Consider the following 26831-nt stretch of genomic DNA (forward strand, 5'->3'; position numbering starts at 1 on the left):
GCGGCACCTCGAAGCCTCAGGAAGCGTCAGATGGCTTCGCTGTAGCCCCGGTTCGTGGCTTCGTGTGCAGCGTGCCGGATGGCTCTGATGGTGGATTCGGAACGTCTTCGCCGTAGCCAGGCGAGGGCGGATGTGGAGGGGGTGAGATCGACCACGTCGATGTATCTGATGCCTGCGCGTGGAAAGTACTCGCGGGCGGCCTTCGGCAGGAAGCACATTGCCTCTCCGGCGGCCACCGTGTGCAGCAACGATTCCATGTCGGTGACTACCGGTCCATAGCGGACGCGGCTGCCGTCGGGGCGGGGATCGACCGCCCAGAAGTCCCACCACAGTCGCGGAACCTGCTCGGGCATGTCGACCACCGGAACGCCGGAGAGCTGAGCCAGGGTGAGGCGGGGCAGGATCGCCAGGGGATGCCCGGTGGAGAGGCAGGCCACGCGTGGCTCGGTGGCCAGGTGGTGCAGTTCGATGTCGTCCGTCACCGGAGGGCGGACGAAAACCACGTCGGCCTCCTGCTGTGCCAGCGCGGCGAGGTGGTCGCCGAACGCGAGGTTGACCAGCCGCACGGTCGTTTCGGGGTGGCGGTCTTGCAGGAGGCTGAGTACGGCACGGGTGTGCGCCATGGATGCCTCGGCTCCCATGGTTCCCACGACGAGTCGTCCGGAGACCTGTCGCAGCTGCGCGTCGGCTACGCGTCGCAGCCGGTCGACCGCCGCGACCGCCGCGCGGGCTTCGGGGAGCAAAACCTGCCCTGCCTCAGTGAGCGTAAGCGTCCGGCTCGTGCGCTCCACCACGCGTACCCCCAGGCGATTCTCCAGCTCCCTGATCTGCTGGCTCAGTGCCGGTTGCGTGATGAACAAGCGCGCGGCAGCACGCCCGAAATGGAGTTCCTCGCTCAGCGTGAGAAAGAGCCGAAGCTGATGAACGCTCGGTTCCTTCGATACGGACACCCCCACGGAGAAGCCCCCCTTTCACTCTCCAACCTGCTGTGATAACGAGCATGTTATCGATCACCAGGCATCCTGTACCCCTGGTCCGATGACACCCCTGTGCTGACCATGTGATAGTCAACGGCGTCAGATCAGCCTGACGGTCCACCAGCTCGGAGCAGGGCTAGTGACCGGGTCCTCCGACAACGCCCGGGGACTGTCGCCTGCTGGTGGCACGGGCGCTCCTGACAAAGGGCCCTCGCCAGCGGAAGCGCTGGACAACATTCCCCCTCAACGAGGAGAAGTAAATGCGTAAAGCCGTACTCGGCCTGTTCGTGGCACTGGCCGCGGTGCTCGCGGTGGCACCCTTTGCCGGTGCCGACCAGACCCAGACCGTCGCCTGCTGCGGCGGCATGCCCGGCCACGGGTAACGGGGCCCTCGCCAGCGGAAGTACTGGACCAAGGTTTTCTCCTCGACAAGGAGTTGTGATGCGCAGAGCCGTACTCGGCTTGTTCGTGGCACTGGCCGCGGTGCTCGCGGTGGCACCCTTTGCCGGTGCCGACCAGACCCAGACCGTCGCCTGCTGCGGCGGCACGCCGGGCCAGCCGTAAAGGGGCCATCGCCAGTAGCTCGACTGTGTCTGAGGGTCCGTCAGCTTGCTGGCGGACCCTTTGCCCTCGTTCAGCGCGGACCAGTCCGAAGCTGACCGCACCCGACCATAGGGTGCGGTGCACCGCACGCCTTCCGCGAAGCGCCCCGAAACCATCAGCGTAGGAGCGGGCCGGGCTGTCAGCCGGCGGCTGGCGTCTTGCGTGTCCCGGTCGGCGAGCTGGGCGAGGACCTGCTCCGGCTCAAGGCCGGTGCTGGCGGCGATCGCGCGCGGGCGGCGGCTGGCGTCGGCGGGCAGCCACACCTGCGCCTTCAGCTCAGCTTGTTCCTTGTCGTCGACTGTCACGCAGAGCGATGAGCGTCTCGGGGCGCTTGACGGTCTTGCCCACGTCGTAGCGGGTGGCGGGGTGCCGGTTCTTGGAGCCGGGTGGTCGTCCTGGCCCCGGCCGGGTGGGTTTGGGTGCACGGGCCGGACTGCCGAGGCGAGGGCGGATGTTTCTGAACCCACGTCGGACGCGGGTCGGGGTGAGCGCGGTGCCGGTGCGGGTGGTCTTCTCCCAGGGCTTGCGCTGGTCGGCTGCGAGCGGGAGCGCGAGGCGGAGTTGGGGGTGGGCTGCGATGACGAGCCAGGTCCACCGGTCCGCGGCCTGCGGGTCGCGTAGCCGGGGGCGGGTCCAGCCGAGGGACTGTTTGAACAGGCGGAACGTGTGCTCCGGGTCGAATCTGCGCAGGCAGCAGGACCAGATGAAGTCGGCATCGTCCGGGGTGGCGCCGGTCGCGGAGGACCATAGCCAGACCGGTGGCGCGTCCCTGTCGCCGGGCAGGTGGTCGACCTTGAGACGGATCAACGTGCCCTCTACCAGGGGGAGTTCGCCGTCCAGTTCGATCCAGGCCGAGCGGTGGGTGAGCCGGGGGTGGACCCGGTCCCAGGCGCGGGCCTCGGCCTTGCCGTAGCGGGGCATGTCGTTCATGGTCACCACCGCCGGCTCCGGCCAGGTCTCCGGCCTCGCCAGGCGGAACTCCGGTCCGTGTTTGGGTGACCGGCCGCCCTTCGGGTCGTAGACGCGCGGCGGCTTCGCCAGCCGCAGGGCGCGGTCGGAGCGCAGGCGTCCGACCAGCTCGACGGGCAGGTCGGACAGGAGCCAGGCCAGGCGCATCACGTCGTAGCCGGCGTCCATCACCACCAGCACGTCCCGGTCTCCGGGCTGCCACTGGCCCGCACGGATCAGACGTTCCACGACCTGCCTGAGCTGCTGGGCGGTCACCGCGATCGCCTCGTCCTCGGGCCCGAGACGGACCGCGTCCAGCACCGCCGTCCACGAGGTGCGATCCGGAGTGAGCGCGGCGACGAACGAGTAGGGCCAGCCCGGGATGATCTGCGCGGCTGCTTTGGAGCGGCCGTGGACGGGGCAGAACAGCCGCTCCGGCGAACAGGCCGCGTCCGAACGCAGCTGCGGGGAGACGTCCACGGTGAGCACGATCCGCCCGCCCAAACGTGGCATCGGCAGCGATATCAGCAGGTCCCGCAGGGCATCGGCGTCGAGACGGCCGTGGTTCAAGGCCCCGTACAGCGAGCCGTAGCCGCGCTGGTGCTCAGCGAGCAGCGACAGCTCCACCGGCGTCCGTGTCGGCCCGTCCGCGCACAGCAGCGCGTCGGCCAGTTCGAAGAACGCATCCGCTCGCGCGGACGGACACCCATAGAAGGCCGTCCGAGAGCGTGACAGTTCCGCGAACGTATCCCGTTCGCTGGCACGCACCAGCACACTCATCCCACGGCCTTCCTGGTGAACCCCTGGATCTCATCGCAGAGTTCAGGATCACGAGGAAGGCCGCCCTCATGCCCTGCGATCACTCCAAAGAGTGCACACGACCGGGCCCGACGATAAGGAACTTCCCAATGACGATGTCAAGCCGCTGCTGTGACGGTTGGTAGGACCTCGTAACACGTTCCGCGGAGCATGGCCCACAAGACATTGGCTCGTCGACGAGCCAGAGCGAGCAGGGCCTGCTTGTGGCCCTTCCCCTCGTTGCGTTTTCGTCCGTAGTAGGCCTGAGAGGCGGAGCAGGCTCTCAGGCTGGCCATCGCGGAGAGATAGAGGGCTCGGAGCAGGCCTCGGTGGTAGCGGCGTGGGCGGCGCATGTTGCCGCTGACGCGTCCGGAGTCCCGCGGCACGGGTGAGAGGCCGGCGAAGGACGCCAGGCGGTCGGCCGTGCCGAAAGCCTCCATGTCTCCGCCGGTTGCGGCGATGAACTCGGCACCGAGGAGGGAGCCCATGCCAGGCAGGCTCCGGATCACTGTCGCGTGTCGGTGCTCGTTGAACCGGGCTTCGATGAGCGCGTCGAGTTCGGCGATCTCCTCGTTGAGAGCCAGCACGCCTTTGGCTATCCGGGCCACCATGGCGCCCGCGAGAGTCTCACCCGGCAGCGCGGTGTGCTGCGACTTGGCCGCCTCGACGGCCGTCTCGGCAAGCACCGCTGCATTCTTCACCTTGCGGTTCTTCAGCCAGGTTCCGAGCCGGCCGGCCCCGCTGCGGCGGATCGCGGCCGGCGCCTGGTAACCGGTCAGCAGCACGACCGGACCCTTCTTGCTCAAGTTCAACGCCCGCTCCAGAGCAGGGAAGAACTCCAGCAGCTGAGCCCGCAGCCGGTTGGTCTGACGGGTGCGGTCGTTGACCAGATCAAGGCGACGGGCGGTCAGGGTGCGCAGGTCGACGGCTATCTTGTCACCGGGCCGCAGGAGACCGAGATCTTGGCGCATGCGTGCCTGATCAGCGATAACGAACGCGTCCTTCTCATCCGTCTTGCCCTGACCGCGGTAGGCCGTCGACGCCTGGTGCACGGCGAGGCCGGTGATGTAGACCATCGGCTGCCGGTGGTTGAGCAGAAGGCCGATCAGCAGCGCGGCACCGCCATGATTGATGTCCACCGCCCACAGGGCGTCCTCGGACAGCGTGAGTACGTCTGTGATGAGCTCCAGCAGAGCCTGTTCGTCGTTGAAGACTCGGCGGGAGAGGAGGCGTTCACCTCGCTCGTCGACCACCACGCAGTGGTGGTGTTCCTTGCCGATGTCCACTCCGGCCCAGATCCGGGGCACGGGTCACCTCCGCCAGTTCGTCGTCACACACGGACCCGCAGACGACCTCGCCGACGTTGTCCTACACAGCGATCAAGTCGCGTATCCCAATTAGCGGTCGAGTCGTCGCGGGGCTCCGGGCGGCCAAGTTCTTTGAGCCATCGAACGGCGACAAGCTCACAGCCATACCCAGAACCCCCGGGCCCGCTGATCTTACGAAGGACCAGCTCAGACCCACGCTTGAAAGGTAGGACAAGCTCAGTGCTTGTTCCTGAACCGGAGACCGCTTGATGTGGGTCGTGGGGCGGCCCATCCCTGTGGAACGCTGGACTGATGATCACTGGTGCACCGGATGACGCCGAGTCGCTTGCTGTCGGGGCCCTTGAGTGGCTGATCAGGGCTGCGCGTGACAGCGACGACCGTGTGGCCTGGCCGAACACTCGCGCCGACGACCAGGTCACGCCAGTGCTGTACAACGGTACTTCGGGGGTGCTGCCGGCTCTCCTCGACGCGTGGCGGTACTTCGCCGACGATCGGTACGCGGACATGGCTCTGCGCGGTGCCCGCAGCGTCGCCGACGCGGTCGAGGACTGGGAGGACAGCGGCCTCTACACGGGAGTGGCCGGCATGGCTGTCGCCCTGCGGGGCGTGCACCGAGTGCTCGGTGACACCGCGGCGGGGGCGGCCGCCGACCGTGCTCTGGCCGTCCTGCGGTCCCGCTACGACGGCGCAGGATGGAACGACTGGTTCGAACTGATCTTCGGCAACGCCGGCATAGCGCTCGCCGCGCTGGAGTGCGGCGATCTCGACCTCGCTCAACTGGCCGTCGACCGCTACGCGCGCGCTGCCGAGCGCACCCTGGCCGGCGTTCAGTGGGAGATTCGGGCCGGCACGGTCCCCCGCCTGCACCACGTGTCGCACGGCACCCTCGGCATCGTCCACGCGCTCGCTGCAGTCGGCCGGGCCGTCGACCGATCCGACCTCGTCGACCTGGCGGTGGCCGGAGCCGCCGACGTCGTCTCCCGCGACGAAGCCGGCCCGGACGGCTTCCTCGTCGCGTACTCCGACCCGCAACAGCAGCACGAGAGGATCACACGCCATAGCTACGGCTGGTGCCACGGCCCAGCCGGCGACGCCCAGACGTTCCGCCTGCTCACCCACGTCCTGCCCGACGATCCCGCCTGGCCCGCCCTCGCCGACCGCTGCTGGCACACGGTCGTCAACTCCGGCATCCCGCGACGGATCCGCCCCGGCTTCTGGGACAACAACGGCCGCTGCTGTGGCACCGCCGGCGTCCTCGCCCTCGCCTGCGACCGCCAGGTCGAACGCGGCGACGGCCGTGACTTCGCCGACATCCTCGTCGCCGACCTCGCGGCCCGCGCGACGACCGACGCCGAGGGCGTCCGCTGGTCCAATGTCGAACACCGGGAGACGCCCAGCGACCTTGCTCCCGCCACCGGCTGGGCCATGGGCAACGCGGGCATCATCCGTGAACTCCTGCGCCACGCCCGCATCACCGCGAACCGCGACCCGCGGTACGCCGTCCCCCTCCCGGACCACCTACCCACTGCCTGAGCGCCAGGCGCGGCACCATGTCCAGGCGCACCATGCGGACTGCGAGGCCCTGTTGAGTGGATGAGCCCACCCAGGTGCTCCTACGGAACAGCGTCCGGTGCGGACCGATCGTCCCCCGTGATCATCCGGCGGAACTGGGGGAGCTTCTCGCTGAGCCAGGCCCGCTCCCGCTGCGAGTGCTTGGCCACGGAGGGACTCACCGTTCCGCCGAGCAGGGAGCACGACACCACCTGCGCCCGCCGCCACGCCAAATCGACGCCCTCGACCGGAACGCAACCGAGCTGGGCATGCCCACTCCGGTCGACCACGGCAGCAGACCTACAGCCGCAGAGGCGGCCAGTTGGTCCGTCGGTACCTGCCGTGGGCGATCAGCAGTCGTCCGGCGTGCCCTGGTCGTCCGGGATGCCCTGGCCGTCCAGGGCAAGGAGTTGACCCGTGAGTTCTATACAGCGCATCCGGGCGGGGGAAAAGTCGTAGGGCATTTTGGTGATCGCTTCGAAGGCGCTCATCCGGACATCCTCGTCGCCCGTCAGGTCGGCGTCGTAGATCTCGAAGAGCTTCTCCTCGGCCGCGTCCAGCCCGTCCGCCTCGACAGCCTCGTCCAGGGCCCTGTGGTGGGCGCAGTGCTGCGCGGCGAGTTCTTCGACACGCGGGTCGTGGGGATCGACGCTGTCGTCGAGGGCGGCGTCGGCCGCGTCGAGGCGGTCCGCGTCGGCCCGCAGGTCGGGGTGGGTGGCCAGCACGATGAAGGTGCTGGCCTGGACAGCGGCTCCCAGCGGCCCGAAGATCCGTTCCGTGACCAGCAGGGCGTCAAGGTCGGAAGGGCGCAGTGCGTCCGCAGGTATGTGGCTGAGCCGGTCCGTCACCAATGGGGAGAGCAGGCCGAGGGGGCTGCCCACGGCCTGCAGGCGCTGGACTGCCGCATGCTGCCGCTTGATGTCGGCCTCCCGAACGGCCAGGGTGTCCTCCAGCCGGCTCAGTATCTCCTCGATGTCCCGGGCTTCGTCGAAGGCGGACCGCATGTCGTCCAGGCTGATTCCGGCCTCCGCCATCTTGCGGATCCACAGCAGACGGATCATGTCGTCGTAGCCGTAGCGGCGGCGGCCGTCCCCGCCTCGCTCAGGCTCCGGCAGCAGACCGATCTGGTGGTAGTGGCGGATGGCGCGCGGGGTGGTACCGGCGAATGCGGCGGCATCACCGATCTTGACCTGGCGGGGAGGCATGGCGGAGGGGTACATCGCAGGGCGAGCCTTTCTTGCAGTGATGCCTCAACGACACCACATGCCGCTACGGCAGATGCAACAACCCGCATCTCGACACCACCGGGAGCCGAACCCTCATCACCACCCGGCCACCCAGCGCCGTCGCCGTCGCCGTCGGCATCATCCGCCTCCGTAGCATCACCTGACCGTCGCCCCGGTTCCGGCATCCGCCATCAACAACCGGTCATGGTCGTGCTGTTGAGGACAGGGACTGGGCGTGCCCCGATACGACACCTCGGTGTGTTCCCGTACGACGCAATAGGTGCTCTCCATCAGCAGAACCCGGTCGCCGCAAGGCACCGCCGGCACCAGCGAGCAGTACGGCCGCCGCCACAGCACCCGTCCCTCGGCCAGGGCGACGAGCGTCCGCTCCCGGTCGTTCTCGACCCGGGCGTACACATGGTCATCCCCCGCCACGAGCTGGGGTTCGTAGCGCATGGTCCGCCATTCGGGCCGTAACGCCTCCAGCGCGCCCGCCCGGAACAGCGGGCGTGGCACACGGGGCAGACGGCGGATGTCGGTGCGGTGGGTCCAGACCCTCTGCCGGCGGTCGACCGCGTACAGCCGGCCGCCCGCCGTGGCCAGGGTGCCCCGGTCGGAGGAACCGGCGACGGGGTCGTCGATCGGGAGAAAGAAGCGTCGCCCGGGGCCGCCGGGCGGAGTCGGGAAGCGGTACACCCAACGCCGTCGCTCGGGTGCGCACCATACGCTCTCCCCGTCGTCGAAGATCCGCGGCGGGCTGGACTGATACCCCTGGAGCTTGAGACTGCCGGCTTCCTCCCCCGTGGCGCCGTACAGCCAGGTCAACCGCCGCTCGTCCCGGTGCCAGACGAAGATGAGCCGCTCCGGTACACCGCTTCCGCGCGGCGGCTTGGGGAGGCCCGCCATGGGGAACTCCCGGTGCCAGAGGGGACGGCCCGTGCGGGGGTCGTACGCGTGAAAGCGCAGTTTCTCGATGGCCATCTCGACTCGCGGGAGCGTGTCGCTGTGCACGACGAGCGCGCCGTCCACCAGCCGCAGATACTGGGTGCCGGACGGCATCGGGCGCGTCCACAGCGCGTCCCCGCCGAGGACGTCGTAGCCGCTCAGCGCCCAGTCCGGGTCCGTGAAGTGCGCCACGATCACGGTCCGCCCGTCGCTCACGCAGCTGAGCATCCTCGGTACGGCGATGTGGCGCAGTACGGAACCCGACTCGGCCTCCAGGACAGTGACCGTGCCCCCCTCGGGCAGGGACGGTCGCGGTGTCCACTCCCACGGCACCACGACACAGCCGCCCGCCACGCTGAACGTCCACTCGCTGCGCGGCACGGTGTCCCGGTACGGGCTGCGCCACCGTTCCTCGCCGGTGTCCAGGTCGAACGCGCTGATCCGCCCGCCGACCGATACGTACACCCGGTCCCCCACGACCACGGGCCGCGACAGGCTGTCCCCAGGTGCCGTGAGGGTCCACAGCCTCGATCCGGGTTCCTGCTCCAGACGCGTGACGACCTCGTCCTCGAAGTCCCCGACATCCTCCGGCACGGTTCCCCCCTCTCACCGTCATCGTGCCGCGCGCGACAGCAACCCGTCGACCACCGCGGCCAGTTGCTCGGCGAGCTCGTACAGGGCGTGGAGGTCGACAGGCCGTTGTCGCAGGCGAGTTGGACAACCCGCGTCCACTGCAGCACGTCTCTACGTTGCAACTCCCGTGTACGCGAGGATCGTGCAAGTGCGAGCGAGCATCGTTCTAACGTTTCCGCAGGTCAGCTCGGTTGAATGGAATCACCCACTTCCTCACCGAGAAGAAGGTCGCCATGATCGCCACCTACGGCTTCAACGCCACCCTGACCGCCAAGCCCGCAATGGGCGACCAACTGGTCGACCTGCTGCTGACCGGCCTCGACGAGGGCAGCCCCGGGGCAAGCGAACACTGCGTCGTCTACCTCGTCTCCCGCTCCGCGTCCATCCCCGACATCGTCCACGTCACCGAGGGCTGGACCAGTGAGGAGGACCACCACCGGATCTTCGCCGGCGAGGCCGCCCAGGCCATCGTGGCGCAGATCGACGGACTGCTGGCCAAGGAATCCCAGTACACCGACTATGTCCCGGTCCGCGGCAAGGCCACTTTCTGACCCCCTGTCGCCTCCTCCCCCGGCCCCCGGTGCCTCGGCGCTTCGGCGCCTCCCGAGCAGCCCCTCTCCTCACCCGACCGTCCGCCCCCACCCCACGAAAGGCCGCGACCATGACCACAACACGACCCACTCGACCCGCCTTGGACCCCGAACTGCGTGAGCTGCTCGCCGACATGCCCCTCATGTCCCAGCTCAGCCCAGAAGTACTCGCGCAACTGCGCCGGCTGCCGTCGACACCCGTCGAGCCTCTCCTCGCCCACCGGCAGGTCGACCGGCGCGAGGTCACCGTTCCGGCCAAGGACGGTGCCCCGATCCCCTTGTCGGTCTTCAGCCCCGCGAACACCGATCGCTCCAGCGCCGCACCCTGCGTCTATTGGATGCACGGCGGCGGGATGGTCATGGGTGACCGCTTCTCGCAGATCGACATCCCCCTGGAGTGGCTCGACGAGTTCGGCGCCGTCGTGGTCTCCGTGGACTACCGGCTCGCACCCGAGGCCACCGGTACCACCCTGGTCGACGACTGCTACCAGGGACTGCTCTGGGTCGCCGAACACTCCGCCGAACTGGGCATCGATCCCTCCCGGATCGTGGTCGCGGGCGCCAGCGCGGGCGGTGGCCTCGCCGCCGGCGTCACCCTGCTGGCCCGCGATCTCGGCACCCCGGCGATCGCCGCGCAGATGCTGATCTGCCCCATGCTCGACCACCGGAACACCAGCACCTCCAGCCGCCAGTACTCCGGCGGCTCCGGCGTGTGGACCCGCGAGATGAACGAGTTCGGATGGCGTGCCGTCCTGGGTGACCTCACCGACGCCCAGGTACCGGCCTACGTCTCGCCCGCACTGGCCGACGATCTCTCCGGCCTGCCGACCACCTACATCGACACCGGCTCCGCCGAAGTCTTCCGCGACGAGGACACCGACTACGCCACCCGCCTCTGGGCGGCGGGCAGCCAGGCCGAACTCCACGTCTGGGCAGGCGGCTTCCACGGCTTCGACGCCCTGTACCCGCAGGCCCGCATCTCGGCCGAAGCCCGCCGGACCCGCACCGCCTGGCTCGCCCGACTCCTGCTGTCGGACTCCGCCGCATAGCGCCACCGGCGCACTCACCACCCGGACCGCAGCCAGCGGCACCCGTCAGAAGCTGGTCCAGATCTCATGGTTCGCCCCCTCTCCGTCCTCACGGCTGCAGACGCGGCAGAGGTCCGATCCGCCGAGCACGGCACGTCCGAGCTCTGTCACCGGGACACGTGGACGGCGAGAACCATCGCGGTGGGCAGCCTCGGAATCTGCTCTTCTTGGCGGGCGCACCAGGGCGGCTCCAGGGCAGCACGCGGCGCCGTGACAGGATGCCCTTATGTCTACCAACGTCTTCTTCGACATCACCATTGACGGCAGCGCCGCGGGCCGGATCGTCTTCGACCTGTACGACGACGTCGTCCCCAAGACGGCGCAGAACTTCCGTGAGTTGGCCACCGGCCAGCACGGCTTCGGATACGAGGGCTCGGGCTTCCACCGTGTCATCCCGGACTTCATGCTCCAGGGCGGCGACTTCACCCGCGGTGACGGCACCGGCGGCAAGAGCATCTACGGCCAGAAGTTCGCCGACGAGAACTTCAAGCTCAGGCACGACAAGCCGTTCCTGCTGTCCATGGCGAACTCCGGCCCCGACAGCAACGGCTCGCAGTTCTTCATCACCACGGTGCTCACACCGTGGCTGGACGGCAAGCACGTGGTCTTCGGCGAAGTCGTCGAAGGCCAGGACCTGGTGAAGAAGATCGAGTCCCTGGGCTCACGTTCCGGTGCCACCCGCGGAAAGATCGAGATCGCTTCCTCGGGCGTCCTGGAGAAGTAGGACCTTGGCCCCGGGCAGTGGCGCCGACCCGACGCAGCCTGTCCGGCCGCGCATCCACCCGCCGCCCGGGGCCCCACAGGGGCTCCCCAGTCGGACGCACCTTCATCGTGCCCGCCACCCACGTGCGGGCCGCGGTCGAGCAGCGGATGACACACCCCACAGAACACCGGTCGATGCCCGAGGATGCGGGCATCGACCGCATGGGCGTTTCCCATCACTGGCAGCATCCGTGGCGGCACGAGTCCTGGAGCCCGACGGCAAGGCGGCCCCAAGACCGACAGCAGTGGGGCTCCCTGCTGGGCGCCTCCGGGTCCGGGCTTCACGACCGGCACGATCAACCCGTACACCCGGGTTCACGGAGACCGGCTTCCGGACCGTGGCACCCCGCAACGACCCGGACAACACCGCACTGCCCGCGAGCCTGAACGCATGGCTCGCCCTGGCTCAGGTCCTGACCGGACTGTGCTGCAGCCCCTCCCGGACGACCGCAATAGTGCAGCCATCCTCGTTCTCCGCCACGTCGAAGACCCCGGCCTGCCAGACCATGGCCGCCCAACTGCTCGGAAATTCCGTGTCCTTCACGACTTGAGACGGTGGAGTGGATGGGCACCTCGGTGAACCCTGAACTCGGATATCAGGCTGCCCAGACGCCTGAGTGCGCTGCGGCCGAGCGGAAGGCGAAGTAGAAGCGTGTACCGTCCACGACACTCGTCGCGACGACAGTCCACTGGCCTCCGGGAGCGTATGTCCAGTTCGACTGACAGTACTCTCCACCAGAGGTCGGCAAGAAGCATGCCGCGACGTAGACGTTGTAGGTTGATTTGATGTTGATGTCGCTGCAGTTGCTGGTGGCTGTGAGATGGCCGGCGGCGGGGTAGAACAGATCTCCCGCAGGCTTGGAAAACGACTTGGCGCTGCCGTAGCAGGAGAGCGCGCCCGTCGCGTCGGCGGGCTGCGCCTGGGCGGCTGGTGCGGCGGCGAGTGCACCGCTGGCGAGTAACGCTGCGGCGAGACACGCGGTGGCGCTCTTGCGGATGTTCATCATTGTCCCCCTGGTTGCGGCGATCAGAATTCCCTGTTGGATCTCCGCCGGCCGCGTATGTGCGGTCTACCGAGCGCTGACCGCTGGCACCGGCATCACGGGATACTGATGGACCGTCTGGGCCGTGGCTAGCCCATTCCCGGTCACGCAGGGCCAGGCGCTTGTCGAGATGCCGAACGTGAAGGCCCGCCGTCGGCGGGGATCACCGACGAGTCGGCATGTGCGCCCCGCCGTTCACTCTCAGATGTGAACGCCTCGAACTTCCGATGACGTCAGGACTCTTGATGCGAGCGAGGTCCCTTGCTTCTCTACTAATAGGAAAGTTTCCTATCGGACAGCTATGTGATCGGAGTTCACATGACGGCTCCCCCACGGTCGTTGCGTCCCGCTGCGCTCGTAGCCCTGCTCAGCAGCGTCCTGCTCCTGCTCGTGAGCGTCCTTCCCACCGCTTCCGCCTCCACGACCACCGACCGGAAGGCCGCGGCACCCGCGGCCACACCGGTCGGCAGCAACGGACAGCTCAAGGTCTGTGGCACCAAGCTGTGCAACAGCCGCGGAAACCCCATCCAGCTGCGCGGCATGAGCACACACGGCACCCAGTGGTACCCGCACTGCCTGACCAGCGGTTCCCTCAACGCGCTGGCGCAGGACTGGAAGGCCGACGTCCTGCGTGTCTCGACCTACGTGCAGGAGGGCGGGTACGAGACGAACCCGCAGCACTTCACCAACCTCGCCCACTCCCTCATCCAGCAGGCGACGGACCGCGGCATGTACGTGATCGTCGACTGGCACATGCTCACCCCGGGTGACCCGAACACCAACCTGAGCAAGGCGCGGCAGTTCTTCACCGACATCGCCAACCGCAACAAGGACAAGAACAACATCCTGTACGAGATCGCCAACGAGCCCAGCGGGGTGAGCTGGTCGCGGATCAAGAGCTACGCGGAGCAGATCATCCCGACCATCCGCGCCATCGACTCCGATGCCCCCGTGCTGGTCGGAACCCGTGCGTGGTCCTCGTTCGGCGTCTCCGAGGGCGCCAACGAGTCCGAAGTGGTGAACAACCCGGTCCGGGCGACCAACATCATGTACACCTTCCACTTCTACGCGTACTCGCACCGCGACGAGTACCTGGCGACCCTCTCGCGTGCCGCCGACCGGCTCCCGGTCTTCGTCACCGAGTTCGGCACCCAGAACTACGCCGGCGAGGGAAGCAACGACTTCGCCATGTCCCAGCGTTACCTCGACCTCATGGCCAGCAAGAAGATCAGCTGGACGAACTGGAACTTCTCCGACGACAACCGTTCCGGAGCCGTCTTCAAGACCGGAACCTGCAACAGCAACGGGCCCTGGACCGGCACCTCGCCCCTGAAGCCCGCGGGCGTGTGGATCCGTGACCGCATCGCGACGCCCGACAACTTCCCGGCCGCCTGACTCCTGATCGCCCAAGTGGGGCGGCGTCGTAGACGAGCCGGCCTCGTGAAGACGAGGTCGAGACTCCGGCGCCGCCCCTCTCCTCACCCGCGCTCCTCAGGAACCGAACAGCCCTGGTGTCAGCAGCAGTGGGTGTGACAGTTACCCGGTGCTCTCGACGAGGGTGTCGAGGGTCTCCTCGGTCATGGTGTCGGGGACGTGGATGCCGGGAGCGAGCTTGTAGGCCTGACCGCGGACAGCACCACCAGGGAACTCCGCGGTGTGGATGTTGAAGTACCAGTTCTGGGGGTTGGCCTTGATGCCGTCCAGCAGGTCCTGGTCGTCGACGGCAACCGTTCCGTAGACGAACTTCTTGCCGTCCTCCAGCTTCTTCGTGAAGAACGGGATCTTCACATCGCCGTTGACACCCTTGACGCCCTTGTGAAGGTGACCGAGCGTCGGCGTCCCGATCCCGGTGAAGGTGAACGCGTAGGAGACCTGGTCGCCCTGGATCCGCATCAGGGCGAGCGCGTGCCCGTCCTTGTCACCGACGGCCGGCCCGCCCTCGACCGGCACCTCGTTCGCACCGCTGAGGACCGACGAGAAGAAGGCCGCGCCCTCCTTGTTCTTGTCCCAGCGGCCGACATCCTGCACGGTGCCGCCCCCGGCGGCGTGCTCGCCACCGGCTGACGCGTGCCCGCCGGCGGCCGGGCTACCCACCGCGGCACCGGCCCCGGCGCCGGTCGCAGCGTCCTCACCGTTGCAGGCGGTCAGCACGAGCGCACCGGCGACAGCGGATACGACGATCATCCCAAAACGCTTGCTCTTCATGGTAGTTGGGCCTCTCAAGCAGTGCGGCCACGACTGTTTCGCGGTCCGTCACCCACAACACGGACAGCCCTCACGACCCTGATCAGCCGATGACACTCCTGAGACACCCCTGAAACGACCCACGATCACTCGGAACACGGTCCTGACAGAGAACCCGCACCGAGCGAGCCCGCCCAGCGGCCGACAGGACTCGACGGCGCGCCGACCCGCCGTGGCCGGGGGGCATGGCCGAGGAGGGAACTCGGCTGCCACTACGGCACGGGCCCCATCGCAGACAAGGTGTTCACACTCACGATCGAGGCAGCTCGACCGCCGCTTGGTCCCTAGCTGCTGTGGGAACCAAAGGGCTGCCCCGGAATCCGGTGGGTGACAGTGCTACATCGTGAACGAAGTACGGCCCCAGCTGGCTGGATGATCTGCTGTTCTCCTCAGTAGAGGGCGTGCTCGTGGAATCCGTCCAGGTGTCCGATGCGGTCGTCCGGGTCGGGGCCCGGACGACCGCATACCGGGCACATGCCCGGTATGCGGGTGCTAGGCAGAACGAACGGCTGCGATCGACGGTGCTCTCACGGGTTGCACGGCTTGACCGGGCCCTTGATGAACGTCTGGCTGAAGAAGTGGCTTGACTGCATGCCGGATCCCTTCGGCGCGGGACCGGGCAGGTTCTCCTCGACCAGATACGTGTCCGCATGCGTCATGACATACCGGTAGTCCCACGTGCCGTTGCCGGACTTGTCCGCCTTGAGGGGCTCTCCCCGATCGAACTGGCACCTCTTGCCCGCGGGAACCTTGTCGACGATCGCCGTGAAGCCGGCTGCCCGGATCTTGCGCGCCAGCTTCTCGAACTGCTGTGGGTCACCCCGCCAGTCGAGGTCGCGGAAGGAGACCGTCAGGGTGCCGTCCGGATTCTTCTCCACCGCATAGGCCGGGGTCTGCGTCCCGTTGGGCACCGCCACCGTCACACCTGCCGCGATCGCTGCCGCCACCAGCCCCAAGGCGAACCGCTTCTGGACTTGGCGCCTCCGCCCGCCGGTTCGTTGTTCTTTCATCGTCCGCCAACTGCGCATCAGGTGTTCCTCACGCTGGATCCGTCGGCCGGCGGGGAGGTCCCGCTCGGCCGGTACGGCCAGCAGTCGGCGTAGTGCTTGGACGTCGCCGCTCTGGTGCCTGTCTCCGTTCACCACGGTCCCCTTCCGTTCTCTCCGCTCGGCCGGACCGCCTCGTGGCGGTCACCTGTCTGCTGCCGTCCCGCCGCCGCAGGTTCCGTGTCCTGGTCAAGATTCTTCTGCGCCAGCTTCTCGAGTCGGCGGCGCGCCCGGGACAGCCGGGAGCGGACGGTGCCCACCGGTACCCCCAGCGCCTCGGCGGTCGCGACGTAGTCCAGCCCGGCCCACACGCACAGCGCCAGCACCTCGCGGTCCGGCCGCGACAGCTGGTCAAGCGCCGTGCGCACGGCGGCTATCCGCTTCTGGTCCTCCAGTCGGCCGACCACCTCGTCGGCGAAGTCCGGCAGCAGATCGGGCGGGGGCATGCGCTCCATCAGGGCCCTGTGCCGCCGGGCCGTGCGCCACCGGTGGTGCACCACGTGCGTGGCGATCCCCAGCAGCCACGGCAGCAGGCTTCCGCCGTGCGGCTCGACTCTCTCCCGCATCCGCCAGGCTTCGAGGAACACCAGCGAGACGCAGTCCTCAGCGACCGACCAGTCCCCGGTCAGGCGGAAGCAGTGGTTGTACACCGCCCGCCCGTGCTCGCGGAAGAGCACCCTGAACGAGTCCTCGTCGCCCGCTCGGACGCGGGCCCGGAATAGTGGCTCCATGTCTGGCTCTGCCCCGCCGCCACCCACGAGTTCCATGTGACGTGCATCATAGATCCGGGGTGCCGACGGCTCGGCCGACGGGTGACTCCCACAACTACCGGCGAAACGACTCTCGCTGGCTTGTGACGCCTCTTCACGGCGTCGGGGTGGTCCCCGGGCAGGTGGGGACCGGGGTGACGGAGTCGGCGTGGGTCAGATTCACTGTGGTCTCGACGACGTCAGTCTTCAGGACGACGGTCCCGCGACATGCGGAGACGACCTCGCCGCACAAGGTGGTCCCACCCTGCCGGATCAGTAGCCCCGGCGGGTCCCTTGGGCGGGGCGTACCAGGTCACGCCAACCGCGCCGACGAGCAGGCCCGTGCACAGGCAGGTCAGCACGATGCCGTTGCGGAGGTACCGGGCGCTGGCCAGGGCCTCTTCGTGGTCCTCGACCGCGAAGGGCCGACCGCCCGTACCGACGTCGGCGACGCAACTGGCGTATGGGCGGCCGTGCGCCGCGCGCAACAGGCTCAGGGCGCCGAGTCCGCCGGCGACGAGCGCTGTGAGCAGCAACACGCCGGCCGTGACCGCCCATTGCGGGGCCGCCTGCCCAATATCGCTGCGCCCCTTGATGAGGCCGAAGCCGACCAGTCCCGCCAGGATCACGCCCAGCCCGTTCCGCCAGGCGACGGCGACCTCGCGTACGCGGCCCAGCTCCTGAGCCAGGGCCCGTTGCACCGACCTGGCCCGACGCAGTTCGCCGGGGCTGGGTGTCGGGCCGGGCAGCAGCCCACCGAGGCCGGCCTGGCCAGCCTCGCCGGCGGGACCGCCGGCGCTCGTCGGTCCGGTCGAGCCGGTGGTCATCCGCCTGCTCCTGCGGGAAGGGTCACGGACCAGTAGGCGCCACAGCCGGACTCGCCCTCCGGGGTGTTGTCGTACGCCACCGAGTCGACGGTGCAATACAGCACCAGCGAACGCCCCAAGGGGACGGGCGGTGCTGGCGTCACCGCGGGGACCGGTGTGTCGCTGTCGCGCAACAGTCGGCGTACCACCGTGAATTCCATCGGCTGCCCGCACCGGGGGCAGGGGCCGGACAGAGTCTGCGCGGTACCGAAGTCCTCCAACGTGAAGGAGTTCGCGGCGAGTTGCGCGTACGCCGGGTCCGTGACGCGCTGGTACGACAGGGCCGGGGGTGTGGTCATCGGTGGTCTCCCGTTGGGTCGGCCGGGGTCGAGGCCGAGTGCGGTCGTCCGGCGTACACATCGCGCCCAGCGTGGCCGGTGTACGTGAATGCTTCCCAGTCGGAGAGTGCTTCGAAGGGCCGTGCGGTTGCGGGTCGGGGCGCCGTGTCGAGTTCGGGCACGCGGCGTCCGCCCAGTCGTCGCTGTCCTCGCCGAGTTCCTTCAGCCCCGCGCCGAAGTGCCGTACGGCGCTGTCGTGATCCCCCAGCCGGTCACAGACCGCGCCCACGCACGCGTACCAGAACTGACGGTCGAGGACGTCGAGTTCGTCCGGCGGCCCGGCGGCGGCCCGGTCCCGTACAGGCCCCAGAACCTGCTCGGTTTGCTCCGGAGGCGGCACCTCCAGCTCCATCAACTCCACCAGCGAAAGCCGCACTTCGTCCCCCGACCCAGCTCATGCACCCTGCGCACGACGAGATCCTACGAGCCGCCACGGAGGACCTGCAGGCTCACTTTGCAAGGGCACCCAGAAGAGCATCCGGTCCGGGAAACGTCAGAGCACAAACGTCCGGGGAGACTCCGTCGGCGCATGGTCGGCACTTCGCGACACACCCCTCTGGTGGCTCATGCAGGACACCATGGCGACCTGCAGGTTTACGGAAGCCCTGCAGTTCTTGCTCGGCGTAGCAAGTCGACGATCCCGGGTGGCACCACGCACGTCGCCTAGTCTCCATGGTCATGCCCGACGAACGCTTTCTCGCCGCGACCAGAGCCTCCTATGACGTCATGGCCTCGGAGTACGCCCAAAAGGTGGGTTCCGACCTGGACGCCAAGCCACTCGACCGTGCCTTGCTGGCCGCCTTCGCCGAACTGGCACAAGCAGGCGGAAACGGTCCCGTCGCCGATGTGGGCTGTGGACCCGGCCAGGTGACAGCGGTACTACGACGCTTGGGACTGAACGCGTTCGGGATCGACCTGTCGCCCGAGATGATCGCCGTGGCCCGCCGCACGTACCCGGACCTCCGCTTCGAGGTGGGATCGATGCTGGCCCTGGATCTACCGCAGGCCTCACTCGGCGGATTGCTCGCCTACTACTCGATCATCCACATCCCATGGGAGCGCCGATCGGACGTGTTCTTCGAGTTCCACCGGGTGCTGGCACCCGGTGGGCAGTTGATGCTCGTCTTCCAGGTCGGTGACGACCAGGGACACCGCGCCGAGGCATTCGGCAAAGCCGTCTGTGTCGACTGGTACCGGCAGCAACCGGACGAGATCGCCGAACTGCTGCGACACACCGGGTTCGAAGTCCAGGCCACGATGACGCGACGGCCGGACTCCGCCGAGAAGACACCGCAGGGCTACGTGTTGGCACGCAAGCCCTTCGTCGAGTCATGAGTCTTGCGACCCCGTAGTCACGACCGGGTCCGCTCCACGAGCGCGGCTGTCACTTGTGTCACGAGACGTCATTCGGCCACACGCTGCGTACTCCAGCCCGATCCGCCGACCGGCTCCGCCGAACACCACGCGGTAGTCGCTGCCGGAGGCCGGCTCATCGGTGGCCGGCTTCCGAGCACGGTATGAGGTCGCTCATGGTTGTAGTGCTGGACACCTGGTCAGCAGTTGCGGATACGCAAGACCGGTGCCCAGTTCACGTTCCTGGCCTGTTCGCTGTGGGCGGGGGGCATCAGCCAGCTCGACCCGTCCAGGAAGTACGTCCTGGGTCGAGTGCCTTCGGTCTGGCTGTTCTCCCACGAGCCGCGCGTGTACCAGGGGATGACGTAGTAGTCACACCGATACATGCCGATGTTGTCTCCGCGGAAGTCCTCGTACTGATAGGCGCAGAAGAACAGGTAGTCCGCTCTGCCTATGCAATAGGGGGAGTTGTACTCGTTCGTGGTCACCTCTCCCAGCGGACGCGGCTGCTTCTCGCCCGGCACGGTGACGTTCAGTACCGCGCCGCCGAGGTCGACCTGATTGGGCGCGACCTGGGTGGCGTGTCCGGCCAGCTTCGCCAGATAGGCGTCCACCTTGTCCTGCAGGCCGACGGCCTGCTCGGTACTCAGACCCGCCGCGCGGGACTCCGCGACGAACGCCGTGCGATCACCGACCGCGGCGCTCGCCCCAGCAGTCCCGGTGACGACGGCGAGGAGGGTCGTCATTGCTGCGCCGACAAGGGCTACTGACCTGGATCTCACGGAGTTTCTCCCTCTGGTTGGCCTGACCAGGGCCGACGAGTCTCATCCCGTCAGCTGTGCAGGCGAGTTGCGGGTTTCCGGCGCAGCCGTCCTGCCGTTGCGCCGGTTTTGATCCGCACATTCAGGACCTCGGCCAGGCCGTGCCTCCGGTGTTGTCGTGACGCGGTCTGATCAGTCCCAGCGGAACAAGCCGAACGCAACTCACCACCCTCTGCCGTTGGTCCAGGAGTAGCCGACTACGGTTCACGCCGAGGACAGTGCTCCGACCACATGAGTTCGCCCGGCTTGTGGTCTTGGCGATTGGGCGTCCGGTGACATTTCTGGAAGGGAGCGGCCATGCCGCACACGACACAGCAGTCCGCACCCGAGCCCGTTTCCAAGCCTGACTACCTCACCGAGAAGCAGTGGGCCGGACTCACCCTGGCCATTCTTCGCGGCGTCGTTGAAGGCGTCGAGAGGGCCGGGATCAAGGGAGCGTGGCCGTCGGATCTGGGGGTGACTGCGGTGGGGGCGGTACGGGCGCGACTGGACGAACTCATGGTGGATGAGGGCGCGTCGGACGGATGAGGTGGTGCGGTCGCTGGCAGTGCACCTCCAAGAGGCCGGCTCGACCACCGCGCCTCACCAGCCGGACTGGACGTCACCTCACATCCGCCGGCCCCGGCGAACCTGCACGGTCGCCGCATTGGAGACAGGCTCAGACGCCGTCCCGCAGGAAGTTCCAGGTGTCCGAGCCGACGATGCCGTCGTCTTTGATTCGCCATCCCCTCTGAAATTCCTTCACCCAGTGCTCCGTATTCGAGCCGAAGTCGCCGTCGACCCTCAGAATCTGGCGGCCCTGCCAGTAGTTGAGGATGCACTGCACTTCACGTACCGCGTTGCCCTTGCTGCCGCGCCGTACGGTCGCGGTGCCGTCGTAGTACCCGCAGTAGAGCTGGATCCCCACCTCGGACCGCCCGGTTGTCGGCGTAGGCGGTGCTGCCTGGGCGGCGGAGGGCGCGACGGCAAGGATGCCGCCCGCCATCGCGACGGTGGCAACCAGGGCTGCTATTCGGTGACGGATGGTCATTGAAGTATCCCCCTCTTGGTTCCGTACAGTTGGTCGGCCGCACGGGTCAGTAAAGGCAGCAGGCGATGTGAAAGGCCTGATGTGCTGGGCTCGCTCTCGCCACGTACACGAACCTGTTGAGTCCGTGATGGCGTTGCACATGTCACTCATGCTAGGGAGCAAGACGAGGGAAGACTTATCCAAAACTGCTCAGCTCGTGCTACGTCTGTGCCGCCTCACGGCAGCACTGCGAGGAGCAGAACCCCGCGCTCCAGGGTCCCTTGCGCGTTGAGTCCGGGCAGCATCAGTCCAGGACGACAAAAGCGTATTCGCCGGTCCGGGCCATACACAGTCCCTGCCGGCTGTCATGGGCGAGGTCGACGCTGTAGCCCTCGGCGGTCAGACCGGTGTGCAGGGTGTGGGCAAGGTCGACCTCGTCTTCGACCACCAAGACGCGCATGCGGTGCAGCCTCGCACAGCGCTGGCCCGCCTTCCTGATCGGCCGGTCAGGTTGGATCAGCATCCGGTCAACGAGGTCCCGGCATGCTGGCCGAGTCTCTTCGCCACTGTTGAAAGGCCCTGCCACCGATGTCCGTTGCTGAACGTGCCCCCGCCGCGGCCAGACGGTTTCCCCTCCCGCACGCGCCCGTCGTCAGTCACCGCTCCGGCCTGTGACCGATGGCGGTCCCCAGCCTCGGGCGCCTCTGCGGTGACGCGGGGGTGCTGAGCCGAGTTGGTCAAGATCAAGGACACGACGGGCCATCATCACGCCACAAGCGATAGGGAGGTCCGAGCGGGCGAGCGAAAGCGAACCCTTGCCCCTACGAGCCGACATGAGGAACACCGCCTCGATGGCGAAACGGTCGGCGGCAGATTTACGCCTGACCAGCAGAAACCCAGTGATTACACCCGGAAGACAACAAGTACTCAGATAGCCTCCAGGGGGAGACTTGCTCAGACAAGTGAAAAGAGCGTGCGTGGCCACGATCGCCGCGGCGGCAGCCGTGGCCCTGGCGGCGGGCATGACCAGCCCGGCGTCGGCGGAGCCCGAGCGTACGGCCGGTGACCAGGCCGTACAGACCACGCCCAAGCACCGCGTCACCCTGATCACCGGCGACCGTGTGGTCGTCGACGCCAAGGGCCGCGTCGTCGGCTTGGAGCGGGCCAAGGGCCGCGAGGGGATACCCGTCCAGATCCGCACGGCCGGCGGGCACACGCTCGTCGTGCCGGCCGACGCGGCACGGCTGATTGCCGACGGCAGACTCGACCAGCGGCTCTTCGACGTCACCGAGCTCAACAAGTCGGCCAACCGCAAGGCCCAGAAGCAGGGCCTCAAGCTGATCGTCGGCTACCGCGGAACGGCCGCGGCGGCGAAGGCCGACGTCCGTGACGCGGGCGACACCAAGGTCCGCCGGACCCTCAAGTCGCTGAACGCGGACGCGGTGCTGACGCCGAAGGCCGACGCCACCGACCTCTGGGCCGCGGTCACCGACGCGCAGGGCGGCACCGCGCGGACCGCCTCCGGCATCGCCCATGTCTGGCTCGACGGCGTCCGCAAGGCCAGCCTCGACAAGTCCGTCAAGCAGATCGGCGCCGACAAGGCGTGGGCCGCCGGGTTCGACGGCAAGGGCGTCAAGATCGCCGTCCTCGACACGGGTGTCGACGCGACCCACCCGGACCTCAAGGAGCAGGTGGTCGGGGAGAAGAACTTCTCCACGTCCCCCGACGCGACCGACAAGTACGGCCACGGCACGCACGTCGCGTCCATCGCCGCCGGTACGGGCGCCAAGTCGACGGGCAAGTACAAGGGCGTCGCGCCGGGAGCCCAGCTGCTCAACGGCAAGGTGCTCGGCGACGACGGCTTCGGTGACGACTCCGGCATCCTCGCCGGCATGGAGTGGGCGGTCGAGCAGGGCGCCGACGTCGTGAACCTCAGCCTCGGCGGCGGGGACACACCCGACATCGACCCGCTTGAGGCCCAGGTCAACAAGCTGTCCAAGGAGAAGGGCGTCCTCTTCGCCATCGCCGCGGGCAACGACGGCGACTTCGGCGAGCAGACGATCGGCTCCCCGGGCAGCGCGGAGGCCGCGCTCACCGTGGGCGCCGTCGACGACACCGACAAGCTGGCCTCGTTCTCCAGCACGGGCCCCGGCCTCGACGGGCAGATCAAGCCCGACGTGACCGCACCCGGCGTGGACACCACGGCCGCCTCGGCCCCGGGCAGCGTCATAGCCCAGGAGGTCGGCGAGAAGCCGCCCGGCTACGTGAGCATCTCGGGTACGTCGATGGCCACCCCGCATGTCGCGGGCGCCGCGGCGATCCTCAAGCAGCAGCACCCGGACTGGACGTACACCGAGCTCAAGGCCGCGCTGACCGGCTCCACCAAGGGCGGCAAGTACACGCCGTTCCAGCAGGGTTCGGGCCGCATCCAGGTCGACAAGGCCATCAAGCAGACCGTGCTCGCCGACCGGACGTCGGTGAACTTCGGCATCCAGCAGTGGCCGCACACCGACGACACCCCGGTCACCGACAAGGTCACGTACAAGAACCTCGGGAAGACCGATGTCACGCTGACCCTCGCGGTGACGGCCACCGACCCGAAGGGGCAGGCCGCTCCGGCCGGCTTCTTCACGCTCGGCGCCAAGACGCTGACCGTCCCGGCGGGCGGCTCGGCCTCCGCCGACCTCACGGTCAACACCAAGCTGGGCGGCACGCTCGACGGCGGCTACTCCGCGTACGTGACCGCGACCGGCGGCGGCCAGAGCGTCAGCACGGCGGCGACGGTGCAGCGCGAGGTGGAGTCGTACGACGTCACGCTCAAGTTCATCGGCCGTGACGGCAACCCGGCGAAGTACTACAGCGCCAGCCTGGACGGTGTCACCGGGCTCGCCCAGGGCAAGTGGTACTCGCCCTACGACGAGTCCGGCACCGTCAAGGTCCGCTTCCCCAAGGGCGGTTACATCTTCAACTCGGCCGTCCACGTCGACCCGGACGACCCCGCCAAGGGCTTCGACTGGGTGACGCAGCCGAAGCTGAGCATCACCAAGAAGGCCACGATCACGGTGGACGCGCGGACCGCGAAGCCGGTGGACATCACCGTGCCCGACGCGGCGGCGAAGTCGGAGGTCGCTACGCCGTTGTACACCGTCGGCGTGCCGGACGGCAGCAACTCGTACGGCTGGTGGCTGGACTCGTACGCCAACTTCCGTACAGCGCACGCCGGCCCGCAGATCACCGACGGCAGCCTGTACCAGCAGTGGGGCGGTCACTGGGTCAAGCCCGCCGAGGAGTACGACACCCTCGCCGGCGGCAAGGTCAAGCAGCTCGCCACCGGTTACACCAAGCGCTACAAGTCGAGTGAACTGGCCACGGTGAAGACCGGTCTGGGCGCCTCGTCGAGCGGTAAGAAGGGCGTGATCTACGCCTGGGGCGAACTGCCCAGCAGTACAAGCACCTTTGCACCCGGGGTCCTGCAGAAGCTGCCCGGCACGCGCACGCTGCGCCTGTCCACCGCGGGCGGGACGAAGTGGAAACTCGACTTCGAGCAGCACGGCGGGGTCGACGAGTCCGGCTCCCCGATCGTCGAGGCCTTCTACACGCTCGGCACCCCGCAGACCCTGAAGGCGGGCAAGAGCTACGGGAAGACCTTCAACACGGCGGTCTTCGGCCCGCGTGTCGGCTCAAGTCTCGGTATCTACCGCGAGGGCAACGGCATTTACGGCAACCTGCCGGTGTTCACCGACGGCAAGACCCACTCCGGTTCCTCGCTCTACTCGTCGGTCACCACGACCCTCTATCGCAACGGCGCCAAGGTCGGCTCGAACAGCGACCCGCTGGAAGGGGCGGGCATCTTCACGGTTCCGGCCGGTGACGCCGCGTACAAACTGACCACCTCGGTCAAGCGCAGCGTCAAGGTCGCCGCGGCCTCCACCCGCATCGACGCCAGCTGGACCTTCCGCTCCAAGAAGGCCGACCTGGCCAAGCTGCCCGCGTCCTCGATCCGCTTCGACGCGGCCGTCGGCCTGGACAGCAGGGCTCCGGCCAGCAAGAAGGTCTCCGTCCCGGTGACCGTCCAGGGCTCGGCAGCGGGCTCGAACCTGAAGTCCCTGTCGGTGTATGTGTCTTACGACTACGGCCAGACCTGGAAGAAGGTCACCGTCAAGAACAGCAAGATTGCGGTCACGAACCCGGCCAAGGGCAAGGGGATCTCGTTCCACGCCAAGATCGCCGACAAGAAGGGCAACAAGTCGACGATCTCGCTTTACAACGCGTACTACGGGAAGTGACCTGATCCGATGGATCACCGACAGGTTCGCTGAACGCACTCATACACGGACGGCCCGCCGGAAGCAGAGTTTCCGGCGGGCCGTCCGTGTATGAGTGCGTTGCGGCAAAGAGAGTCTTTGTTCGATGAGCAGGGGCCTCTTCGTGTGCGGGGCGTGATCGCGACGGGGTAGAGGCCAGGGTCCCTTGCCTGATCGCTTTCTGTCCGGGTTCATCCGGTGAGGCCGAGGGCGGTCAGGGTCTGCGGCAGTCGCGGGCGGTGTGGCGTAGGGCGGCGGCGATGTTGGGGTGGTCGCCGCAGAGGCTGCCACCAGATGGCGATCATGCAACAGACCCTGCCCCGCGCTCCCCCACTGCCACCGTCTGCCCACCGGGCAGCGCCACGACGGCGTCTCCCACAAGGTCCACTCCATCGTGGCGTGCGTGCGTCCAGGGTCAGATCAGGAACTCGAAGTACCAGTCACCAACCTTGTTGCAGCCAGGCTTTGACGGCCGAACCGTGAAGCCCTGTCGGGCCATGTCCTCCTTGCGGTTACTGCACACCGATTCGGTTGAGTAGTAGGGGCTTTTCACCCACCAGTCGGCGACGTGTGCAGCCGCCGTTCCGCCTTCCATCGACTCCGCCGACGCTGCTGCCGTGGCAGGTATCCCCGCCCCCAACGCGACTGCGGCCAAACAGGCCACCACACCACGTATCCGCATGCTTTTCTCCTGGATCGATTGAGCCAGTAACAACCATTTGCCGTAAGCGGCTGGAGACGCTCCGAGCGTCCGATCAACTGTCGTGGTAACCGCTGTCGTGAAATCCGTTGTCGTGCTGCCCGTTGTCGTGGTACTCGGTCTGCCCCCAGTGACCAGGCGCACTGGCCTGTGAACTCGAAGGGGACCTGTGCGAGTCCCACGGCATGGGAGCGGCCAGTGCCGGCTGGCCCAGGGCACTCAATGCCGCTGCGACCAGGAATGCGGCGGCGACCGTACGCGTACGCAAACGCATCTGCTCTCCTTGGTGATGTCGTTGACTGACAACCTGAGCAGGTCACACATCGTTTCCCGCGGGTTCCCCGTCGTGGGACGCGGGAGCGTGAGCGGCGGAGTCGCGTGCTCCGTACCGCCGGCCGCATCGTGAGACATGACCTTGGCCCGGTGTGGCGAACGTACGAAGCTTCCAGGGCCTGGAACATGCGGCTCCGGAAGCTGTTCGCATGGGGAACCGACTACGGCTGGAGCGTGATCGAGTTGATGGGCGTCATGTACTTGTCGATCCAGTCGCCGGCCTGCAGCTTGCCCTCACAGCGCGTGCCGTTGTACCCCTTGCAGGTCGACATGGTCGCGCCGCCGGTCTGGTTGTTGAAGATGCGCCACGTGTCGTACATGTCGGTGAGGTTGTAGGCCTTGTACTCGTAGTAGAAGTGGAGCGGTTTGTCGCCGTTCCAGCCTGCACCCGGATACAGGCACACCCACCCGGGGTCGCAACCGTGAGTGGCCACCACCGCGGCATCGGACTGGGAGTTGTCGACCGTCGGCGCGGCGGATGCCGAGGTCGTGAGACCTGCGCCGGCGACCACCAGCGACGTGAGAGCAAGTGCAACGACCTTGCGTAATGCCATGGTTCCTCCTGGGTGTGGTGGG

Annotated in this window: 28 protein-coding genes and 1 pseudogene; 11 read left to right on the forward strand and 18 right to left on the reverse strand. The window is 67.7% G+C overall.

From position 1 onward, the window contains the following. Positions 1–26: 26 nt before the first annotated feature. The gene (locus JEQ17_RS01565; protein ID WP_200393464.1) at positions 27–956 is read right to left on the reverse strand and encodes a LysR family transcriptional regulator; all 930 of its coding nucleotides are present in this window, start codon (positions 954–956) and stop codon (positions 27–29) included. A 281-nt stretch (positions 957–1237) separates the two neighbouring features. Here JEQ17_RS01565 and JEQ17_RS50430 point away from each other — a divergent pair, with 281 nt between their 5' ends. Together JEQ17_RS50430 and JEQ17_RS50435 are read left to right on the forward strand one after the other, a co-directional pair. Continuing rightward, complete coding sequence (locus JEQ17_RS50430; protein ID WP_267924737.1) at positions 1238–1360, forward strand: hypothetical protein; 123 nt, start codon at positions 1238–1240, stop codon at positions 1358–1360. Positions 1361–1418: 58 nt separating this feature from the next. Then, the gene (locus JEQ17_RS50435; RefSeq protein WP_267924738.1) at positions 1419–1541 is read left to right on the forward strand and encodes a hypothetical protein; all 123 of its coding nucleotides are present in this window, start codon (positions 1419–1421) and stop codon (positions 1539–1541) included. A 315-nt stretch (positions 1542–1856) separates the two neighbouring features. Here the strand turns inward: JEQ17_RS50435 and JEQ17_RS01570 are convergent, their stop codons facing one another. Both JEQ17_RS01570 and JEQ17_RS01575 read right to left on the reverse strand, forming a co-directional pair. Then, complete coding sequence (locus JEQ17_RS01570) at positions 1857–3308, reverse strand: NF041680 family putative transposase (RefSeq protein ID WP_200393465.1); 1452 nt, start codon at positions 3306–3308, stop codon at positions 1857–1859. Positions 3309–3445: 137 nt separating this feature from the next. Further along, positions 3446–4633, reverse strand: coding sequence for an IS110 family RNA-guided transposase (locus tag JEQ17_RS01575; RefSeq protein WP_200393466.1), 1188 nt, complete (start codon positions 4631–4633; stop codon positions 3446–3448). 312 nt (positions 4634–4945) lie between these two features. Here JEQ17_RS01575 and JEQ17_RS01580 point away from each other — a divergent pair, with 312 nt between their 5' ends. Further along, a complete protein-coding gene (locus JEQ17_RS01580; RefSeq protein WP_200393467.1) occupies positions 4946–6187 on the forward strand; it encodes a lanthionine synthetase LanC family protein in 1242 nt (413 codons plus the stop codon). Between the two features lie 80 nt (positions 6188–6267). On the opposite strand, the gene JEQ17_RS01585 is transcribed toward JEQ17_RS01580, so the two are convergent. From JEQ17_RS01585 to JEQ17_RS01595, 3 genes are all read right to left on the reverse strand, one after another. Continuing rightward, positions 6268–6495 carry a hypothetical protein gene (locus tag JEQ17_RS01585; protein ID WP_200393468.1) on the reverse strand — a complete coding sequence of 76 codons (228 nt, stop codon included), beginning with the start codon at positions 6493–6495 and terminating at the stop codon, positions 6268–6270. A 60-nt stretch (positions 6496–6555) separates the two neighbouring features. Then, on the reverse strand, positions 6556–7425 hold the full coding sequence (locus tag JEQ17_RS01590) for a MerR family transcriptional regulator (RefSeq protein WP_200393469.1): 870 nt from the start codon (positions 7423–7425) through the stop codon (positions 6556–6558). 162 nt (positions 7426–7587) lie between these two features. Continuing rightward, positions 7588–8970 (reverse strand): outer membrane protein assembly factor BamB family protein, encoded by a 1383-nt coding sequence (locus JEQ17_RS01595; RefSeq protein ID WP_200393470.1) that lies wholly within the window; start codon positions 8968–8970, stop codon positions 7588–7590. 272 nt (positions 8971–9242) lie between these two features. On the opposite strand from JEQ17_RS01595, the gene JEQ17_RS01600 reads away from it, so the two are divergent. From JEQ17_RS01600 to JEQ17_RS01615, 4 genes are all read left to right on the forward strand, one after another. Beyond that, complete coding sequence (locus tag JEQ17_RS01600) at positions 9243–9560, forward strand: putative quinol monooxygenase (RefSeq protein WP_200401236.1); 318 nt, start codon at positions 9243–9245, stop codon at positions 9558–9560. A 110-nt stretch (positions 9561–9670) separates the two neighbouring features. Next, positions 9671–10648 carry an alpha/beta hydrolase gene (locus JEQ17_RS01605; protein ID WP_200393471.1) on the forward strand — a complete coding sequence of 326 codons (978 nt, stop codon included), beginning with the start codon at positions 9671–9673 and terminating at the stop codon, positions 10646–10648. 265 nt (positions 10649–10913) lie between these two features. Further along, positions 10914–11411, forward strand: coding sequence for a peptidylprolyl isomerase (locus JEQ17_RS01610; RefSeq protein WP_200393472.1), 498 nt, complete (start codon positions 10914–10916; stop codon positions 11409–11411). A gap of 376 nt (positions 11412–11787) precedes the next feature. Then, complete coding sequence (locus tag JEQ17_RS01615; RefSeq protein WP_200393473.1) at positions 11788–12000, forward strand: hypothetical protein; 213 nt, start codon at positions 11788–11790, stop codon at positions 11998–12000. 45 nt (positions 12001–12045) lie between these two features. Here JEQ17_RS01615 and JEQ17_RS01620 read toward each other — a convergent pair whose 3' ends face one another. Further along, positions 12046–12453: a hypothetical protein gene (locus JEQ17_RS01620; RefSeq protein WP_200393474.1), complete on the reverse strand. Its 408-nt coding sequence runs from the start codon at positions 12451–12453 to the stop codon at positions 12046–12048. Positions 12454–12810: 357 nt separating this feature from the next. Here JEQ17_RS01620 and JEQ17_RS01625 point away from each other — a divergent pair, with 357 nt between their 5' ends. Next, positions 12811–13887, forward strand: coding sequence for a glycoside hydrolase family 5 protein (locus tag JEQ17_RS01625; protein WP_200393475.1), 1077 nt, complete (start codon positions 12811–12813; stop codon positions 13885–13887). A gap of 141 nt (positions 13888–14028) precedes the next feature. Here the strand turns inward: JEQ17_RS01625 and JEQ17_RS01630 are convergent, their stop codons facing one another. From JEQ17_RS01630 to JEQ17_RS01650, 5 genes are all read right to left on the reverse strand, one after another. Then, entirely contained in the window at positions 14029–14676 is a 648-nt protein-coding gene (locus JEQ17_RS01630) for a CHRD domain-containing protein (RefSeq protein WP_234047994.1), read from the reverse strand. Positions 14677–15263: 587 nt separating this feature from the next. After that, positions 15264–15878, reverse strand: a complete 615-nt coding sequence (locus tag JEQ17_RS01635) for a hypothetical protein (RefSeq protein ID WP_200393477.1) — start codon at positions 15876–15878, stop codon at positions 15264–15266. Then, the gene (locus JEQ17_RS01640; RefSeq protein WP_200393478.1) at positions 15875–16513 is read right to left on the reverse strand and encodes an RNA polymerase sigma factor; all 639 of its coding nucleotides are present in this window, start codon (positions 16511–16513) and stop codon (positions 15875–15877) included. Before JEQ17_RS01640 ends, JEQ17_RS01635 begins: the two co-directional genes overlap by 4 nt. Before the next feature lie 218 nt (positions 16514–16731). Then, positions 16732–17358, reverse strand: a complete 627-nt coding sequence (locus tag JEQ17_RS01645; protein WP_200393479.1) for a hypothetical protein — start codon at positions 17356–17358, stop codon at positions 16732–16734. Then, positions 17355–17696 carry a hypothetical protein gene (locus tag JEQ17_RS01650; RefSeq protein ID WP_200393480.1) on the reverse strand — a complete coding sequence of 114 codons (342 nt, stop codon included), beginning with the start codon at positions 17694–17696 and terminating at the stop codon, positions 17355–17357. Before JEQ17_RS01650 ends, JEQ17_RS01645 begins: the two co-directional genes overlap by 4 nt. A 717-nt stretch (positions 17697–18413) precedes the next feature. Here JEQ17_RS01650 and JEQ17_RS01655 point away from each other — a divergent pair. Beyond that, entirely contained in the window at positions 18414–19070 is a 657-nt protein-coding gene (locus JEQ17_RS01655; protein WP_325176232.1) for a class I SAM-dependent methyltransferase, read from the forward strand. A gap of 218 nt (positions 19071–19288) precedes the next feature. On the opposite strand, the gene JEQ17_RS01660 is transcribed toward JEQ17_RS01655, so the two are convergent. Beyond that, the gene (locus JEQ17_RS01660; RefSeq protein WP_200393482.1) at positions 19289–19870 is read right to left on the reverse strand and encodes a hypothetical protein; all 582 of its coding nucleotides are present in this window, start codon (positions 19868–19870) and stop codon (positions 19289–19291) included. Positions 19871–20206: 336 nt separating this feature from the next. Between JEQ17_RS01660 and JEQ17_RS01665 the strand changes: the two genes are divergently transcribed. Then, entirely contained in the window at positions 20207–20437 is a 231-nt protein-coding gene (locus JEQ17_RS01665; RefSeq protein ID WP_200393483.1) for a hypothetical protein, read from the forward strand. 130 nt (positions 20438–20567) lie between these two features. Here JEQ17_RS01665 and JEQ17_RS01670 read toward each other — a convergent pair whose 3' ends face one another. Continuing rightward, positions 20568–20939 carry a peptidoglycan-binding domain-containing protein gene (locus JEQ17_RS01670; RefSeq protein WP_200393484.1) on the reverse strand — a complete coding sequence of 124 codons (372 nt, stop codon included), beginning with the start codon at positions 20937–20939 and terminating at the stop codon, positions 20568–20570. A gap of 266 nt (positions 20940–21205) precedes the next feature. Beyond that, positions 21206–21378, reverse strand: a pseudogene (locus tag JEQ17_RS01675) (response regulator); the annotation flags it as partial. A 502-nt stretch (positions 21379–21880) separates the two neighbouring features. On the opposite strand from JEQ17_RS01675, the gene JEQ17_RS01680 reads away from it, so the two are divergent. Then, positions 21881–25204 carry a S8 family peptidase gene (locus JEQ17_RS01680; RefSeq protein ID WP_200393485.1) on the forward strand — a complete coding sequence of 1108 codons (3324 nt, stop codon included), beginning with the start codon at positions 21881–21883 and terminating at the stop codon, positions 25202–25204. Between the two features lie 433 nt (positions 25205–25637). Here JEQ17_RS01680 and JEQ17_RS01685 read toward each other — a convergent pair whose 3' ends face one another. The 3 genes from JEQ17_RS01685 to JEQ17_RS01695 all read right to left on the reverse strand — a co-directional run bounded on the left by JEQ17_RS01685 (position 25638) and on the right by JEQ17_RS01695 (position 26809). Continuing rightward, complete coding sequence (locus JEQ17_RS01685; RefSeq protein ID WP_200393486.1) at positions 25638–25904, reverse strand: hypothetical protein; 267 nt, start codon at positions 25902–25904, stop codon at positions 25638–25640. 73 nt (positions 25905–25977) lie between these two features. Beyond that, positions 25978–26196 (reverse strand): hypothetical protein, encoded by a 219-nt coding sequence (locus JEQ17_RS01690; protein WP_200393487.1) that lies wholly within the window; start codon positions 26194–26196, stop codon positions 25978–25980. 220 nt (positions 26197–26416) lie between these two features. Further along, complete coding sequence (locus JEQ17_RS01695) at positions 26417–26809, reverse strand: hypothetical protein (protein ID WP_200393488.1); 393 nt, start codon at positions 26807–26809, stop codon at positions 26417–26419. Positions 26810–26831: the final 22 nt, after the last annotated feature.

This window comes from Streptomyces liliifuscus, from assembly GCF_016598615.1.
Lineage (GTDB): Bacteria > Actinomycetota > Actinomycetes > Streptomycetales > Streptomycetaceae > Streptomyces > Streptomyces liliifuscus.

Bases quoted from the DNA above. Each gene is read 5' to 3' on its own strand.
- JEQ17_RS50430 (WP_267924737.1), top strand. From the start codon at position 1,238: ATGCGTAAAGCCGTACTCGGCCTGTTCGTGGCACTGGCCGCGGTGCTC.
- JEQ17_RS50435 (WP_267924738.1), top strand. From the start codon at position 1,419: ATGCGCAGAGCCGTACTCGGCTTGTTCGTGGCACTGGCCGCGGTGCTC.
- JEQ17_RS01570 (WP_200393465.1), bottom strand. From the start codon at position 3,308: ATGAGTGTGCTGGTGCGTGCCAGCGAACGGGATACGTTCGCGGAACTG.
- JEQ17_RS01580 (WP_200393467.1), top strand. From the start codon at position 4,946: ATGATCACTGGTGCACCGGATGACGCCGAGTCGCTTGCTGTCGGGGCC.
- JEQ17_RS01590 (WP_200393469.1), bottom strand. From the start codon at position 7,425: ATGTACCCCTCCGCCATGCCTCCCCGCCAGGTCAAGATCGGTGATGCC.
- JEQ17_RS01600 (WP_200401236.1), top strand. From the start codon at position 9,243: ATGATCGCCACCTACGGCTTCAACGCCACCCTGACCGCCAAGCCCGCA.
- JEQ17_RS01605 (WP_200393471.1), top strand. From the start codon at position 9,671: ATGACCACAACACGACCCACTCGACCCGCCTTGGACCCCGAACTGCGT.
- JEQ17_RS01610 (WP_200393472.1), top strand. From the start codon at position 10,914: ATGTCTACCAACGTCTTCTTCGACATCACCATTGACGGCAGCGCCGCG.
- JEQ17_RS01620 (WP_200393474.1), bottom strand. From the start codon at position 12,453: ATGAACATCCGCAAGAGCGCCACCGCGTGTCTCGCCGCAGCGTTACTC.
- JEQ17_RS01625 (WP_200393475.1), top strand. From the start codon at position 12,811: ATGACGGCTCCCCCACGGTCGTTGCGTCCCGCTGCGCTCGTAGCCCTG.
- JEQ17_RS01630 (WP_234047994.1), bottom strand. From the start codon at position 14,676: ATGATCGTCGTATCCGCTGTCGCCGGTGCGCTCGTGCTGACCGCCTGC.
- JEQ17_RS01640 (WP_200393478.1), bottom strand. From the start codon at position 16,513: ATGGAGCCACTATTCCGGGCCCGCGTCCGAGCGGGCGACGAGGACTCG.
- JEQ17_RS01645 (WP_200393479.1), bottom strand. From the start codon at position 17,358: ATGACCACCGGCTCGACCGGACCGACGAGCGCCGGCGGTCCCGCCGGC.
- JEQ17_RS01650 (WP_200393480.1), bottom strand. From the start codon at position 17,696: ATGACCACACCCCCGGCCCTGTCGTACCAGCGCGTCACGGACCCGGCG.
- JEQ17_RS01655 (WP_325176232.1), top strand. From the start codon at position 18,414: ATGCCCGACGAACGCTTTCTCGCCGCGACCAGAGCCTCCTATGACGTC.
- JEQ17_RS01665 (WP_200393483.1), top strand. From the start codon at position 20,207: ATGCCGCACACGACACAGCAGTCCGCACCCGAGCCCGTTTCCAAGCCT.
- JEQ17_RS01670 (WP_200393484.1), bottom strand. From the start codon at position 20,939: ATGACCATCCGTCACCGAATAGCAGCCCTGGTTGCCACCGTCGCGATG.
- JEQ17_RS01685 (WP_200393486.1), bottom strand. From the start codon at position 25,904: ATGCGGATACGTGGTGTGGTGGCCTGTTTGGCCGCAGTCGCGTTGGGG.
- JEQ17_RS01690 (WP_200393487.1), bottom strand. From the start codon at position 26,196: ATGCGTTTGCGTACGCGTACGGTCGCCGCCGCATTCCTGGTCGCAGCG.
- JEQ17_RS01695 (WP_200393488.1), bottom strand. From the start codon at position 26,809: ATGGCATTACGCAAGGTCGTTGCACTTGCTCTCACGTCGCTGGTGGTC.